This is a genomic window from Burkholderia sp. E168m22 (genome assembly GCF_001319805.1).
In the GTDB taxonomy this organism is placed as follows: domain Bacteria; phylum Pseudomonadota; class Gammaproteobacteria; order Burkholderiales; family Burkholderiaceae; genus Burkholderia; species Burkholderia orbicola.
Window position 1 is genome coordinate 24557 of the sequence record NZ_BBSK01000148.1, and the last position, 14059, is coordinate 38615.

Below are 14059 nucleotides of genomic sequence, written 5' to 3' on the forward strand. Positions count from 1 at the left end.
GAGTGGCGCGCGGCGGGCCGGCGCGTTGCCGCTTGCCGAACGGGACAGCATCGTCACGACGCTCCGTGAACAGGTCGCCCGGTGTGACATCCCGCCTGCGCCACGCGTTACGCTTCTTTCAGCCAGGGCATTTCCACGGGCGATACGACCAGTTGCCGGAATTCGCGCTTCAGGTCGAAGATGAACCCGACCAGGATCATGGAGTCGGCGTAAGGAATCGGAAAGACCTGCGGATTTTCCGGGGTACGCAGCGGGCGCTCCGGCGTGTCCGCTGTCGCCGCGGCGTTTTCGCGAACGCTTTCCAGGTCGTCTGCCATGGCCGGGCCGCCGGCTTTCAGCACGCGGCTACGCAGCTCGCTGAACGGTTCGATGCGCGCGGCGTCTTCGTGGTATTCGGGCACTTCATAAACGAACCAGGACATTGTCGTCTCCCATGAGAAGGGGCGCTATTCTAACGCTACGCGAGCATTCGCCGAAAACCGAGGCCGCCCACTTCTCCAGGCGTAACCAGGAACCCCGCGAGGTCATCGCCTCTCGAGTGGATCGCAGCAATGTCACACTTCGGACAGCACCTGACGCGCCGCTCGAACGACCGCATCGACCGTGATGTCGAATTTTTTGTACACGTCCTTGATTTTTCCCGACTCGCCGAAGCTGTGCATGCCGACGAACCGGCCTTCCGGTCCGAGGTACCGCTCCCATCCCAGTTCGACCGCCGCCTCGACCGCGACTCTCGCGGGAGAAGTGCCCAGCACGGCCCGCTGGTAATCGCGTGGTTGCTCCTCGAAGAGCAGGCGGCACGGCATCGATACGACGGCCGTCGGCACGCCTTCCTGCTGCAGGATGTCGCGTGCCTGGACGGCGAGGTCGACCTCCGAGCCTGTCGCGAGCAGGGTGAGTCGGCGCGGCCCGCCATCGGCCTCCCGCAAGACATAGGCGCCGCGCGCCGACTTGTTTTCGTTTCCGGGCTCGTTGCGCAGGAGCGGGACCGGCTGTCGTGACAATGCGAGCAGCGCAGCCCTGCGGGGCTGTTCGAGAATCAGCTCCCAGCACTCTGCCGTTTCGACTGGATCGGCCGGCCGATAGACGGCGAGTTGGGGAATGGCCCGAAGGGCGGCAAGGTGCTCGACGGGTTGATGCGTCGGGCCATCTTCTCCGAGACCGATGGAATCGTGCGTCATCACGAAGATGGCGCGCACCCGCATCATCGCGCTCAAGCGGATCGCCGGACGGCAGTAGTCCGAAAAACAAAGAAAGGTGCCACCGTACGGAATGAGGCCGCCGTGAAGGGCAATGCCGTTCATGGCGGCGGCCATGCCGTGTTCGCGGACGCCGTAGTGGACATATGAACCCTTGAACTGCCCGGGCTCGATCGCGATCTGGTTCTTCGTCTTCGTATTATTGGACTGCGTAAGATCCGCCGAGCCGCCCAGCAATTCCGGAATCGCATCGGAGAGTTGATCAAGCACTTCACCGCTGGCCTTGCGGGTGGCCATTGCACTGCCTGCGGCAACAAACGCCTGCCGTGCCGCCGCAATCGCCGTCTTCCAGTCATCCGGAAGCTTTCCGGCATTACGTCGGTCGAATTCGGTACGCAGCGCGTGCGGCGCCCGGCTGACACGCTCATCCCACGCGAGTCTTGCCTTGCGGCCGCGCGCCCCGATCTCCCGCCATGCTTTCAGCAGGTCATCCGGGATTTCGAACGGCGGCGAATGCCAATCGAGGGTCTGGCGTGCGCCCGCGATTTCATCCTCGCCCGGCGCATCGCTATGGGCTTTCTCGGTGCCAGCCTTCGTCGGAAAGCCGAACCCGATGATCGTCCTGCATGCGATCAACGTCGGTCTGTCATGCGTTGTCCTGGCGGTCTCGATCGCGCGCCGTATCGCGTCCGTATCGTGACCGTCGATTTCCAGGACGTGCCACCCAGCCGAGTGAAAGCGCTCGATCTCGTTGTCCGAGACCGCGAGCTGGGTGGGACCGTCGATGGAAATCGAATTGTTGTCCCAGAACGCGATCAGTTTGCCCAACCGGAGGTGGCCGGCCAACGAAATGGCCTCGTGGCTGATGCCTTCCATCAGGCAACCGTCGCCGAGAAATACGTATGTGTAGTGATCGACGAGGTCATCGCCGAAGTGCGCATTCATGACGCGCTCGGCCAACGCCATGCCGACGGATTCCGCGATGCCTTGTCCGAGGGGACCGGTCGTCAGTTCGATTCCATCGGCGTGCGAGTACTCGGGATGACCTGGCGTCTTGCTGCCGACTTGCCGGAAGCGCTTGAGCTCGTCGAGGGTCATGTCGGCATAGCCCGTGAGATAGAGCAAGCTGTAGAGGAGCATCGATGCGTGTCCGTTGGAAAGGACCAACCGGTCCCGATCGATCCAGTGGGGGGCGGATGCATCAAATTGCATGAACTCCTTGAACAGCACCGTCGCAACGTCGGCCAGCCCCATTGGCGCACCAGGATGGCCGCTGTTGGCATTCTGTACTGCATCCATTGCAAGGAAGCGAATACAGTTCGCCAGCGCGCGCAGATGCGGGTCTCGCGGGGGCGGCACCGCTTTGGCGGTCGTGCGGGAATGTGCGGTGGGATCGCTCATCGGTTCTCCTGTTTTTCGCTCGGAAAGATGAGGCTACGGGGCAATATCCATGCCTTTTCCACGGGTGCAAGCTGCCGACCGAGGTGAGGTCAGTTCTACGGCGGACGGAGGCACGTTCCGGGGCGCGAATGGACGTCGAACTGTTGGAGGAAATGGGCGCGCGGCGACGCGGAGTTGCGTACCGAACGGCGGTTGGGCAATCCGTTCATCTGGGGATCAGGACGCTGGTGACGTTGTTGTGAGTCGGCGTGGGGATTCAACCCTTTTTCACGCCAAGGGGGCGAGGCGAAAACGGCTAAAGACTACGATCTACAGCAAGCGCAATCGAGTCGGGACTTTAGGTACGCACCATCGTCGCCCTCGTGCGAAGCATCATGATTCGACCGGTATATCGACGGGAGCGTCAGTCTGACGCGCGGCGCATATTGTCCGCATCGAGGGCAGCACGCAGGAATATCTCGTTCGGAGACCATGCGGCGCGCGTCGAATACGCCGCAGCCGGGACATGCGTACTCGTACATTGGCATGTCGTGATCATCCGAGCGCGCCGAGCTCGCCCCGCGCGACAAACCGTCCGCGTCCCGTCGGGCCGACCCACTCGTCATCGTCGACAAGCCATTGTCCACGCAGCATCACTTTCTTGACACGCCCTGTCACTTGACGCCCTTCGAACAGCGTGAAATCACAGTCGCTGTGCTGCGTGCGCGCGCTGATCGTGTGCCGTTCGTCCGGATCGAACAACACGATATCCGCGTCACTGCCGATCGCGAGCGTACCTTTCCGTGGAAACAGGCCGAACAGTTTCGCCGGCGCGGTCGACATCAACTCGACAAACCGGTTCAGCGAAATCTTGCCATCGCGTACGCCGCCGTCGTAGACGACGGTCATTCTCGTTTCGACGCCAGGGACGCCGTTCGGGATCTTCGAGAAATCGCTCGCGCCGAGCGGTTTCTGATTGAAGTTTCCGCGATGGCCCTCCTTCATGCAGTAAGGGCAATGGTCGGTGGAGATCAATTGCAGGTCGTCGGTCCTGAGCGCCGTCCAGAGCGCATGCTGCGCTTCCTTTGAACGCAGTGGCGGGCTCATCACGTAGCGGGCCAGATCGAAATTGTCGTCGGCATAAACGGACTCGTCGAAGAACAGATAGTGCGGGCAGGTTTCGGCGAAGACCGGAATGCCCAGGTCGCGCGCTTCGATCACGTGCTTGAGGGCTTCCTTGGCAGAGAGATGCACGAAGTAGACGGGCGCTTCCGCAAGCTCGGCCAGCTTGATGCCGCGGTGGGTCGCTTCGCCCTCCATGATGGCCGGCCGAGTCAGTGCGTGATAACGGGGGGAAGTGTGGCCCTGAGCGATCGCCTCGCGAATCAGCAGATCGATCACGGTGCCGTTTTCCGCATGGAGCGCAATCATCCCGCCATGCTGGCCGACCATGCGCATGGCCTGGAAGATCGCCGCATCGTCGGACATCACGGTCCCGGGATAGGCCATGAACATCTTGAAGCTCGACACGCCTTCATGCCGGATCGCGTCACGCATGTCTGCCAGAACCTGCTCGTCGACTTGCGTGACGATCACATGGAAGCCATAGTCGATATTGGCGGCGGACGACGCTTTTGCCCCAGCGCGCGCGATCGCTTCAAGCGGGCTCGTGCCGGGTGTCTGCAGCGCGAAGTCGACGATCGTGGTAGTGCCGCCAAACGCGGCCGATCGTGTGCCGGATGCGAAATTGTCGCAAGTGGTCGATGTGCCGAAGGTGTTTTCCATGTGGGTATGGCAGTCGACGCCGCCGGGAAATACCAGCAAGCCGCTGGCATCGATCACGTGGGTGTCCGGACCGACTTCAAGCGCGTGACCGATGCACGCGATGCGCTCCCCTTCGACGATGAGGTCGGCGACGTAGTCGTCGACCGCCGTGATCAGGCGGCCGCCCTTGATGAGGGTACGGGGTGTGGCGTGCGTCATGTGGAACTCCGGTCTGGTTCGAGGGCGAGAGCGAGAGCGAGGGCGGCTTCGAGGCGTGAAATTTCGTCGGTGGACAACGGTGTGACTGGCGGGCGTGCCGTCGGATGTGGAAACTTGCCGGCCAGGTGAAGGCATGCCTTGAGCCGTGCGGTGGCGCGCGAGCCGGGCGTGGTGCCGTAGATCGCCTTGGCAAGCGGGTAGAGCATCGAGTGCGCACGCTGCGCGTCGGCGAGCCGACCTTCCGCCACCGCGCGATAGAGCGCAACGATCTGCACCGGAACGAGCGCCGCGAGACTGACGAGACTGCCCTCCGTTCCCAAGGCAAAGCATGTGAACAGATGCTCGTCGCCGGACGCCATCACCGCGACGTGTGGCGCGACCTCCCGCAGAAGCCTCCGATTGGCGTCGTACGCACTGGTTTCCCAACTGCCCTCCTTGACGGCCACCACATCCGGCAGAGCGGCGAGCGCAGCGAGCGTATCGGGCGGATACGCCATTGCACCGGTATTGACGCCTGCCTGATAAAGGATCATCGGCAGTCGCGCAGCGGCGTTCGCGATATGGTGATGCGCGAGGACGATGTCACGATCGGTAGACAGCGCCCAGGAAAATGGCGGAAACAGGAGCAGCGCATCGGCGCCTGCGCGTTTGGCATCGTCGGCATGGCGTTGCGCTTCGTAGCTGTCCTCCGCATTGACGCCGGCGACGATGATCGAACGATCGCCGCAAACTGCATGCGCGATTTCGACGACGCGTCGTTTTTCATCACGGGAAAGTGCATGGTTTTCGCCGGCGTGCCCGTTGACCAGGAGGCCGACGATGCCAGGCACCGATGTGACATCGTCGAGATGGCGGGCGAGCGCGGTCTCGTCGAGCGTGCGACCGTGCGCGTCGAGCGGGCATAGCGTGGCGGCGTACACGCCGTGGAACGGGTGCGGTGTCGATGGAATCATGCGGTGGCTTCCGGTGAGGTCAGGGTGGGCGTACCCGTTGATGCGATCAGCCGCGCGGGGTCGAAGAGCGGCATTTCGAGTGTCCGGCCAAGCATCGCATCGGCCAGCAACCTGCCCATGTAAGGGCCGCTCGTGTAGCCGGAATGCACACAGCCGATTACCCAGGCATCGTCGTGCCCGGGTAGCGCGCCGATCATCGGCATCGCGTCCGCGGTTTCGGCCTCGAGGCCGAGCCAGATTCTTGCGACGCGCGCGTGCTCGAGGGCCGGAATGACGTGCTGCGCGAGACGCAGGTTGCCGATCAGGTTTTGCGGCAAGGCTTCGACTGGCCCACGCCGGCGGTCGCCGATGCCTTGCCAGCCACCGCCGATCAGGACGGTGCCGTTCGCGAATTGCTTGAGCGAGAGGAGCCCGTTTGCGATGCTCAACACTGAGCGCATCACCGGCGGCATCCGTTCGGTGACGATCAATTGATTGACGAGCGTCTTGACCGGAATGTGAATGTCGAGCAACGCGAGGAGGGGCTCCAGCCATACGCCGCCGGCCATCACGAGACGCGTCGCATCGACGGACACCGCGCTGTCCGGGCCGTGCAGGCGATAACGGCCATTCGCGCGGTCAATGTGCGTGACTGGCGTCTGCTCCAGAATCTCGACCCCCGCCTCGCGCAACGCTGCGTGATAGGCGCGCCCCGTCAGATAGGCGGTCGCGAAGCCGTCGGTCGCGCAGAATGCCGCCTCGCGCACGGCGGGATTGAGCCCGGGCTCGATCCCGCACGCGTCAGCGGCGGATATCAGATCGATTGCAGCGCCGTATTGACGGCGCGCGTCGGCCCGCTTCCTCAGCAGCGCGCATTCGGCATCGGTGAACGCGAGCGACAGTCCCGCCGCAGCCGTCGCGAGTACGCCGCCGCCGAGCCAGGTATCGGCATGCATCCACATGTCCCACGCGCGGAGGGCATAGGGAACGAGGGCGGCTCGCGTCATGTGCAGCGTCAGCGTGCCGGCGTTGACGCCCGACGCGGCTCGACACAGCGCATCCCGTTCCAGCAGTACGACGCGCATCCCGGCACGGGCCAGAAACAGGGCGGTCGTGCATCCCATGACGCCGCCGCCGACCACGGCAGCGTCGTAATGGCCGGAGATACGATGGGGTATCGCTTTCATAGCGGTGCAGCCTGCGGAATCGGAATGTCGTCATAGCAAAACGTCCCGGTGAGTGCGCCGATGGGAACGGGCCGCAACGGCGCGCGCGCGGTCAGGCAGCCGGCTGCTTCACGTGTTCCGACTTCCGCACGGCTTGCAAGCAATTCGCCAGCGATGTCGCCGCAGGTGCGCCCCTGGCACGGTCCCATGCCGCAGCGTGTCCAGGCCTTCAACTGATTGATGTCGAGTGCACCGGCGTCGATCGCAGCGTCGATCTCGCTACGTCGCACGTCTTCGCAACGACAGATGATCGTATCTGCACCGATCGCGTCTACCTGGCCCGGCCGCAGGGCCATCAGACGGGCCATGGCACGACCGGCCCGTGCCGCTTTCCGATATGCACGGCGCAAACTGTCGAGCCGCTCGGTCCCGCGCGCGACATCGGGCGTCGACAAGTCGAGCGCGCAGGCATTGCCGGCGAGTTTTCCGTGAATGGCGGCTGCTGCCGCACCGGCGATCCCGGCCGCGTCGCCCGCGACGTAGAGGCCGGACCGGGATGTCCGGCCGTCATCGTCGGCACTGGCAATCCATCCTCCGGCGTCGCGGGAATAGCGGTGCGACGCGCCGAGCAGGCGCGTCACATCGGTGGAAGGCGTGAGGCCGTGGCCGACCGCGACACAGTCGGCGATGACCGTCGTGCGCGCGTTGTCGATCGGACGTCCGGCAGCATCGCATCGGGCCAGCGTGGCGAGCAGGCGCTCGCCGTGCGGCTCGACGCGCACGATGGTATGACGCGAATGAATCGGTACCCCGGCACGCCGGATGACACGCCACCAGTCGAAACCCTGGCGCAACAGGCCAGAGCGCCCCGACATCGATGGTAGCGTGCGCAACCAGTCCGCATGTCCTGCCAGATCGGCTATCCCGACGACCAGGCCACCTTTCAGGATCGTTTTCGCCGCGACGGCGGCGAGCAGCGGCCCACATCCCGCCACGAGCGTCGTTCGCCCGGGCAGCCGGTGCTGCGATTTCAGCAGAATGGTTGCGGCGGCGAGACCGATGACACCCGGCGTCGTCCAGCCGTCGAAAGGCACGACGCGTTCCGTCGTGCCGGTTGCGACGACGAGTGCGCGCGCGTTGCATTGAACCAGGCCGCGCGGTCCGACTGCGTCGATACGGTAGTTGCCGCCGATCGACCACACCGCATGATCGGTGAATACGGACACGTCGCTCGTTTCGACGGCTGCTCGCAATGCGTCGCCGTCCTCGCGCTCCGCGTCACCGTCGACCGGTCGCGGATCGACCGGCGCTCGATAGACCTGTCCACCGATCGCGCGATTCTCGTCGAATAGCGCCACCTTCAATCCTGCCCCGGCTGCGGCAAGCGCCGCGTTCGCACCGGCCGGTCCACCGCCCAGCACGACCAGATCGAAATCAGTCATGGACGTAGACCTCCGGAACTGACCGAACGCGCAGTGCCGCCGTCACCGTCGTGCGGCAAGCGAGCAAGCGTTCGCCGTTGACCATGACGAGGCATTCCTGACACGACCCCATCAAGCAGAACATGCCGCGCGGCTGAAGCAGGCGGGGACTCTTGCGAAGCGTCTTGACGCCGGCGGCGAACAGGGCCGCCGCGACGCATTCGCCCGCGCGGGCAGTGAACTTTCGTTCGTCGAAGAAGAATTCGACCGTGGCAGCCTGATCCGCGATCTCGTTTCGCATGACGTTCTCCGGTTGCACAGCGTTGCTTGACAACAAATTTGGGCGATGATTTGATACTAACGTATACGATTCGTATACGCAAAATCGCCAAAAAAATCGTACTTCGAGGCGAGCGTTTCCAGCCCGAATCCTTGCAACCCGACCCGTACCGTTAGGAGCTTTCCATGCAGCCTCCGATCATCCTGAGCCGTCTTCTCGCCGCCGGCCTCGCCGCTGTCGCGCTGATCGGCGCGTTCCCGGCCCACGCGCGTTCACTGCAAGAAATCCTCGAATCAAAGAAGATCGTGTTCGGTATCAATCCGAATTTGCCGCCGCTCGGTTTGTACGACGCGAAGAATACGATCGACGGCTTCGATGTCAGCGTTGCCCGCAAGCTGGCCGATGCGCTCGGTGTGAAGCTCGAGATCGTTCCCGTCGGATCGGCCGATCGCGTGCCGTTCCTGATGGCCGACAAGATCGATGCCGTGATGGGCGGCATGACCCGCAACCCGGACCGGTTGAAGGTGATCGATTTCACCGATCCGGTGAATACCGAGGTGCTGGGCGTCCTGACGACGCAGGCCACCACGTTCAAGGACTACACGCAACTGAACGATCCCTCGGTCAGGCTGGTACAGGTTCGCGGCACGACGCCGGTAAAGCTGATCCAGGAACAGTTGCCCAAGGCGCAATTGCTGTTGCTCGACAACTACCCGGACGCGGTGCGTGCGATTGCCCAGGGACGTGCCGATGCGCTGATCGATGTGCTCGATTTCATGCTGAGCTATACGAAGAACTATCCGACGAAATGGCGAGTCGTCGATTCACCGATCGAGGTCGACTACGATTGCATCGGTATCCGAAAGGGGAATACTGCGCTGACCGAACGTTTGAACAAGGAAATCGCCACGCTGCATAAAACGGGCTTCGTCGCGGCCAGCTGGAAGCGCTGGTTCGGCGGCCCGATGCTGCACGATCCGACTGCGGCGCCTATGACCGCCGCAAAGTGACGACGATGGCACTTCAGTTCGCCCCGATCCTCGAACAGTGGCCGTATCTGCTTGCAGGTGCATGGCTGAGCCTGCAGATCGCCATGCTCGCGTTCGTGTTCGGCATGCTGATCGGCGTCGTATGCGCGTCCATTTTGCATTACGGGCCGGCATCGCTAAGGCGAGTCGTCGCCGCCTACGTCATGTTCGCGACCAACACGCCGCAGCTCGTCCAGATCTTCTTCCTGTTCTTCGCGCTGCCGGAAGTCGGCGTGACGCTGAGCCCGTTTTCGGCGGTGCTGATCGGCGCGACCTTCAATGCAGGCGCCTACCTGTGCGAAATCCAGCGTGCCGGTTTTGCGTCGGTGCGTCGAGCGGAGATCGAGGCGGCAGAGGTACTCGGGTTTTCGACCGCGCAGATAGTGCGTTACGTCATCTTTCCACATGTGTTGAAAGTCATGTTTCCGCCGTTGTCGAACCAGTTCATCATGATGACGCTCGGGACTTCGATGGCATCGGTGTTCGGTGTCGAGGAATTGACCGGGCGAACGTTCAATCTCAGTTCGCAGACGTATCTGTCCATCGAGGCGTTTAGCGTGGCGGCGGTGATGTACATCGCGATCACGTTGATTGCGACGTTCGCGCTCGCGGCATTTGGGCGGTATGCCTGCCGAGCGAAGATAAAGGTGTTTTGATGGTCGATACTGCCGCGTCGGAACTGCGCCATCTGTTCTCCTACTACAACGCCGCGCTGCTGGTACAAGGCTTCGTTGCGACCCTCGTGCTCTCCGCCGTCGGGTGTGCCGCGGGCTTTGCCGTCGGGTTCGCTGTCGCCGTGGTCCGGGTGACGCGCACCCGCGCGCTGGCACCTGCACGAGCGCTGCTGTTCGCGTATTGCCTCGTGTTCCGGCGTATACCATTCCTCGTCACATTGATGCTGGTGTTTTTCGCGAGCCAGTCGAGCGGCGCGAAGCTGTCGACATTTGCGGTCGCGCTCGTCAGCGTAAGCCTGATTGCGTCGGCGTATCTCGGCGAAATCGTTCGAAGCGGGCTCGAATCCGTTCATCCCAATCAGCGGGAGGCGGCCGTCACGCTGAATTTCGGCTACTTGAAAATGCTGCGGTACGTGGTTGTGCCGCAAGCCTGGCGGGTGATCGTGCCGCCGACGTTCGGTTTTTTCGTCATGTTCATCAAGGATACCGCGCTGGCCTCGCAGATCGGCGTGATGGAACTGACGTCCGCCGGAAAGGTGCTCAACGACAAGGGATTTTCCGCTGGTCTCGTCTACGGCGCGATTCTGTTGCTGTATTTCGCCATGTCTTACCCGCTGTCGCGTTTTGGAAAGCATCTGGAGAAGAGCCTTGCCGCAACTCGAAATCGTTGATCTGAAAGCATCGTATGGCGCTCATACCGTCCTCGAACGCATCAATCTTTCCATCGAGAAAGGCGAGGTCGTCAGCCTGATTGGTCCGTCCGGATCGGGCAAGAGCACGTTGTTGCGCGTGCTGCTCGGGTTACTGCCGCTCGCGCAGGGCAGCGTGCTGCTCGATGGGCGCGAAATCGATTACGCCAGCCGCGAGCGCGTGCGCGCCTTGCGCACGGATGTCGCAATCGTGTTCCAGCAATACAACCTGTTTCAGAACATGACTGCGCTCGAGAACGTGATGATCACGCCGACGAAGATTCGCGGCAGACCGAGCGGGCAGGTTGAACGGGAAGCAACGGAGCTGCTCACTCGCGTCGGTCTCGCTCACCGGCTGCATGCCTATCCCGACGAGTTGTCCGGCGGACAGCAGCAGCGTGTCGCGATTGCCCGTGCGCTGGCGCTGAAACCCAAGCTGTTGCTGCTGGACGAGGTGACCGCGGCACTCGATCCGGAACTCGTCAACGAAGTGCTCGATACGATCCACGCGCTGGCGCGAGACGGCATCACGATGGTGATCGTGTCGCACGAAATGAGCTTTGTCCGGCAGGTATCGACGAAAGTGGTGTTCATGGCGGGCGGACAGGTGGTCGAGTCCGGGTCGCCGCAGGCAATTTTCGATGCCCCGCAAGAATCACGGACGCGCGAATTCGTGGGAAAGATTCTGCGCCATTGAGCCGGTTCGGCGCCGGAAATCACGTTCGCGTCGTGCACCGCTGGTGCAGCGGCGCGGTAGTTCACTGCCATTCAAGGAATTGCAAATGGATGCAAAGTTGCTTTCAGCAGCGCTGCTCGACACGATCGATCGAAATTTTGCCACGCAGGTCAATTTTCTTGCCGCACTTGTGCGTAAGCCGTCGGACAACCCACCCGGCGACTGCGCCGCACATGCGGACATGGCAGCCGACTGGCTGGAGACACTGGACTTCACCGTGGAGCGGCATTCGGTGCCCGCGCCTGAGGTCATGGCGGCCGGTATGGTCAGCGCGACCAATCTCGTCATTCGCCATCGTTTCGGCGACGGCCCGGTCGTGGCGCTGAACGCGCATGGCGATGTCGTTCCCCCGGGCGACGGCTGGAGTGCGGATCCGTACGGTGCCGAAATCCGGGACGGCTGGATGATCGGCCGCGGCGCCGCCGTATCGAAATCCGATTTCGCGACGTATGCGTTCGCGCTCAAGGCGCTGATCGATAGCGGTGCGCAGCTGGCCGGTACGATCGAACTTCATTTGACATACGACGAGGAGACCGGCGGCCTGGTCGGTCCCGCCTGGCTCTTGAAGCAGGGCATCGTGGAGCCCGACTATGCGATCTGTGCGGGCTTCTCGTATTCGATCACGACCGCACATAACGGTGCGGTGCATCTGGAGGTGACGGTGCGCGGCAAGTCGGCGCACGCTGCACGGCCCGATACGGGCCATGATGCGCTGGAAGCGGCTACTGCGGTACTCGGTGCGCTTTATGCCCATCGGAACGCACTGCGCGAGATCCGCTCGACGACGCCCGGCATTTCGCATCCGACGCTCGTGGTTGGCCTGATCGAAGGGGGGATCAATACGAACGTCGTGCCGGACAAGGTGACGTTCCGGCTCGACCGGCGCGTCATTCCGGAGGAATCGCCTCACGACGTGGTGAGCGAGCTGAAGACGCTGATCGGCATGGCAGTCACCGGTTGGCCCGGCATCGACGTGGAGATTCGCGAAGTTCTCGTGACGTCGCCGCTGCGCGCCATCGATGGCGCAGAGCGCTTGTCCGCTGCACTCCAGCGGGCGGCCAAGGAGGTGTTCGGTCACGATATCCCGACGGAAGGCGTGCCGCTCTATACGGATGCACGCCTGTATTGCGAAGCAGGTGTTCCGACGGTCATTTACGGGGCGGGCCCGCGCACGCTGCTCGAAGCGAACGGCCACCGTGCCGACGAGCGCGTGGCAATCGAGGACCTGCGCATCGCGACGAAAACGGTCGCGTTGGCGCTGCAGGACCTGCTCGCGAGTCCGACGCACGAGTCGAATCAACCATAGGTGCCTTCGGCCAGACGCTCGAGCACGTAGCGGCGGAGATTTTGAAGATGGGTACGCACGGCGGCGCGCGCTGCCTGTGCGTCGTCCGTCAGATAGGCTTCGAGAATCGCGAGGTGTTCGGCGCGATCGTCCTCGATGCGATTAAAGGGCGTGACCAACTCGAATAGCCGGCTGTTGGTTCGAACGAGTTCGATCGTTCGTGCCAGCACATCGTTGCCGCTCGCGCGGGCCATCAGCGTATGCACCTGGTCGTCGACTTCCCAATGTGCCTGTTCCTGCTGGCCGCTGCTGAGCGACTTGATTTTCTTGATGAGCTGATGAATCTGCTTTTTGTCGATCTTGCCGATTGCGAGTGCGACGGCCTCGGACTCCAGGAGTTCTCGCACCTTCATTGCCTGAAAGTATTCTTGCGCGCTGACGAGGCGAACCGAGTATGAACGTGCGCCAGAGCGAACCAGCAGGCCTTCGCCTTCAAGGCGGAGGAGCGCTTCGCGCATCGGCGTGCGCGAGATGTTCAACTCCTCGGCGAGGCGCCCTTCGACGACTGGGCCGCCGCTTCTGAGCGCTTTGTCGAGGATCATGCGGCGCAACGCTTGGTAGGCGAGTTCGCCGAGTTTCTCGGAATGGGTCGGGGCGGGCGCAGTCATGTGTCTCGCAGATGGTTTTCGGTATATGTATTGTATACGGTCGACGTGTTGGTTGGTCATGCAGTAACAACCGAAACGTCCACGTGACGCCTATGATTTCCGTCTCCGTCCCTGTTGATGGGTACATGGCACACAACTTCATCCGCCTGAAGCCTTCCCCTGAATAGCTGAAGGTCGACTCGTTCGCCGTGAAGTGCAGCGCCATGAGCCGTCCGGTTGCATCGTCGATGAACACCAGTAATGTGCAGGCCGGCGCACGATCCTCGAAATCCGCGTAGCAATGCCAGCGCCCGCTGCGCCTTTCCAGCAGGCAGTTGATGCGCCCGCGCTTGCCTGACACCAACCCCGCCACGCCGGCAGCACGATAGCGGCGCAATACCAGACGCTCAATCTGCCGTGTCGTCAACTCCAACCGTCGCTGCACGCCGCGGCTTGAGCTTGCCGTCGGCCACGTCCTGAATGGCCTTGAATCGGTCCAGCTCGCGCATCGTCAGTGTCACCAATCCGGCTGGCTGCATGGTCGGCTCCCGCGCTTGCTCAACGAGCCGTCCAGCATGCCAGCAGTCAAAAACACGACATCTGTAAATAGCCAGAACACGACATTAGGATATGGCTGCC

The 14059-nt window shown here is 62.7% G+C and carries 15 protein-coding genes; 5 read left to right on the plus strand and 10 right to left on the minus strand.

The annotated features are described in order from the left end of the window. Nucleotides 1–107: 107 nt before the first annotated feature. The 8 genes from AP428_RS32795 to AP428_RS32825 form a co-directional block, all read right to left on the minus strand. Nucleotides 108–422, minus strand: coding sequence for a hypothetical protein (locus tag AP428_RS32795; protein WP_006481253.1), 315 nt, complete (start codon nucleotides 420–422; stop codon nucleotides 108–110). 132 nt (nucleotides 423–554) lie between these two features. Then, entirely contained in the window at nucleotides 555–2600 is a 2046-nt protein-coding gene (gene tkt, locus AP428_RS32800; RefSeq protein ID WP_011695031.1) for a transketolase, read from the minus strand. A 302-nt stretch (nucleotides 2601–2902) separates the two neighbouring features. Beyond that, nucleotides 2903–3205: a zinc ribbon domain-containing protein gene (locus AP428_RS36450; protein ID WP_306303136.1), complete on the minus strand. Its 303-nt coding sequence runs from the start codon at nucleotides 3203–3205 to the stop codon at nucleotides 2903–2905. Then, nucleotides 3135–4562 carry a dihydropyrimidinase gene (gene hydA, locus AP428_RS32805; protein WP_011549784.1) on the minus strand — a complete coding sequence of 476 codons (1428 nt, stop codon included), beginning with the start codon at nucleotides 4560–4562 and terminating at the stop codon, nucleotides 3135–3137. Before hydA ends, AP428_RS36450 begins: the two co-directional genes overlap by 71 nt. Continuing rightward, entirely contained in the window at nucleotides 4559–5515 is a 957-nt protein-coding gene (locus AP428_RS32810) for a dihydrodipicolinate synthase family protein (RefSeq protein WP_011549783.1), read from the minus strand. The genes hydA and AP428_RS32810 overlap by 4 nt, the downstream gene beginning before the upstream one ends. Beyond that, nucleotides 5512–6681, minus strand: a complete 1170-nt coding sequence (locus AP428_RS32815) for an FAD-binding oxidoreductase (RefSeq protein ID WP_011549782.1) — start codon at nucleotides 6679–6681, stop codon at nucleotides 5512–5514. Before AP428_RS32815 ends, AP428_RS32810 begins: the two co-directional genes overlap by 4 nt. Beyond that, nucleotides 6678–8102, minus strand: coding sequence for an NAD(P)/FAD-dependent oxidoreductase (locus AP428_RS32820; RefSeq protein ID WP_011549781.1), 1425 nt, complete (start codon nucleotides 8100–8102; stop codon nucleotides 6678–6680). The genes AP428_RS32815 and AP428_RS32820 overlap by 4 nt, the downstream gene beginning before the upstream one ends. Further along, nucleotides 8095–8382: a (2Fe-2S)-binding protein gene (locus AP428_RS32825; protein WP_027806284.1), complete on the minus strand. Its 288-nt coding sequence runs from the start codon at nucleotides 8380–8382 to the stop codon at nucleotides 8095–8097. Before AP428_RS32825 ends, AP428_RS32820 begins: the two co-directional genes overlap by 8 nt. Before the next feature lie 164 nt (nucleotides 8383–8546). Between AP428_RS32825 and AP428_RS32830 the strand changes: the two genes are divergently transcribed. From AP428_RS32830 to AP428_RS32850, 5 genes are all read left to right on the plus strand, one after another. Then, nucleotides 8547–9371, plus strand: coding sequence for a transporter substrate-binding domain-containing protein (locus AP428_RS32830; protein ID WP_011549779.1), 825 nt, complete (start codon nucleotides 8547–8549; stop codon nucleotides 9369–9371). Nucleotides 9372–9376: 5 nt separating this feature from the next. Then, nucleotides 9377–10045, plus strand: a complete 669-nt coding sequence (locus tag AP428_RS32835; protein WP_011549778.1) for an amino acid ABC transporter permease — start codon at nucleotides 9377–9379, stop codon at nucleotides 10043–10045. Then, nucleotides 10045–10734: an amino acid ABC transporter permease gene (locus tag AP428_RS32840; RefSeq protein ID WP_011549777.1), complete on the plus strand. Its 690-nt coding sequence runs from the start codon at nucleotides 10045–10047 to the stop codon at nucleotides 10732–10734. The genes AP428_RS32835 and AP428_RS32840 overlap by 1 nt, the downstream gene beginning before the upstream one ends. After that, nucleotides 10712–11449: an amino acid ABC transporter ATP-binding protein gene (locus tag AP428_RS32845; protein WP_011549776.1), complete on the plus strand. Its 738-nt coding sequence runs from the start codon at nucleotides 10712–10714 to the stop codon at nucleotides 11447–11449. The genes AP428_RS32840 and AP428_RS32845 overlap by 23 nt, the downstream gene beginning before the upstream one ends. A gap of 85 nt (nucleotides 11450–11534) precedes the next feature. Next, on the plus strand, nucleotides 11535–12794 hold the full coding sequence (locus AP428_RS32850) for an ArgE/DapE family deacylase (protein ID WP_011549775.1): 1260 nt from the start codon (nucleotides 11535–11537) through the stop codon (nucleotides 12792–12794). Here the strand turns inward: AP428_RS32850 and AP428_RS32855 are convergent. Both AP428_RS32855 and AP428_RS37720 read right to left on the minus strand, forming a co-directional pair. Next, nucleotides 12785–13441, minus strand: coding sequence for a GntR family transcriptional regulator (locus tag AP428_RS32855; RefSeq protein WP_011695030.1), 657 nt, complete (start codon nucleotides 13439–13441; stop codon nucleotides 12785–12787). The genes AP428_RS32850 and AP428_RS32855 overlap by 10 nt on opposite strands. A gap of 386 nt (nucleotides 13442–13827) precedes the next feature. Continuing rightward, nucleotides 13828–13959: a hypothetical protein gene (locus AP428_RS37720; RefSeq protein ID WP_264168828.1), complete on the minus strand. Its 132-nt coding sequence runs from the start codon at nucleotides 13957–13959 to the stop codon at nucleotides 13828–13830. Nucleotides 13960–14059 lie beyond the last annotated feature (100 nt).

Coding starts and splice junctions, on each gene's coding strand:
- AP428_RS32795 (WP_006481253.1), bottom strand. CDS start 422: ATGTCCTGGTTCGTTTATGAAGTGCCCGAATACCACGAAGACGCCGCG.
- tkt (WP_011695031.1), bottom strand. CDS start 2,600: ATGAGCGATCCCACCGCACATTCCCGCACGACCGCCAAAGCGGTGCCG.
- AP428_RS36450 (WP_306303136.1), bottom strand. CDS start 3,205: ATGACGAGTGGGTCGGCCCGACGGGACGCGGACGGTTTGTCGCGCGGG.
- hydA (WP_011549784.1), bottom strand. CDS start 4,562: ATGACGCACGCCACACCCCGTACCCTCATCAAGGGCGGCCGCCTGATC.
- AP428_RS32810 (WP_011549783.1), bottom strand. CDS start 5,515: ATGATTCCATCGACACCGCACCCGTTCCACGGCGTGTACGCCGCCACG.
- AP428_RS32815 (WP_011549782.1), bottom strand. CDS start 6,681: ATGAAAGCGATACCCCATCGTATCTCCGGCCATTACGACGCTGCCGTG.
- AP428_RS32820 (WP_011549781.1), bottom strand. CDS start 8,102: ATGACTGATTTCGATCTGGTCGTGCTGGGCGGTGGACCGGCCGGTGCG.
- AP428_RS32825 (WP_027806284.1), bottom strand. CDS start 8,382: ATGCGAAACGAGATCGCGGATCAGGCTGCCACGGTCGAATTCTTCTTC.
- AP428_RS32830 (WP_011549779.1), top strand. CDS start 8,547: ATGCAGCCTCCGATCATCCTGAGCCGTCTTCTCGCCGCCGGCCTCGCC.
- AP428_RS32835 (WP_011549778.1), top strand. CDS start 9,377: ATGGCACTTCAGTTCGCCCCGATCCTCGAACAGTGGCCGTATCTGCTT.
- AP428_RS32840 (WP_011549777.1), top strand. CDS start 10,045: ATGGTCGATACTGCCGCGTCGGAACTGCGCCATCTGTTCTCCTACTAC.
- AP428_RS32850 (WP_011549775.1), top strand. CDS start 11,535: ATGGATGCAAAGTTGCTTTCAGCAGCGCTGCTCGACACGATCGATCGA.
- AP428_RS32855 (WP_011695030.1), bottom strand. CDS start 13,441: ATGACTGCGCCCGCCCCGACCCATTCCGAGAAACTCGGCGAACTCGCC.
- AP428_RS37720 (WP_264168828.1), bottom strand. CDS start 13,959: ATGCAGCCAGCCGGATTGGTGACACTGACGATGCGCGAGCTGGACCGA.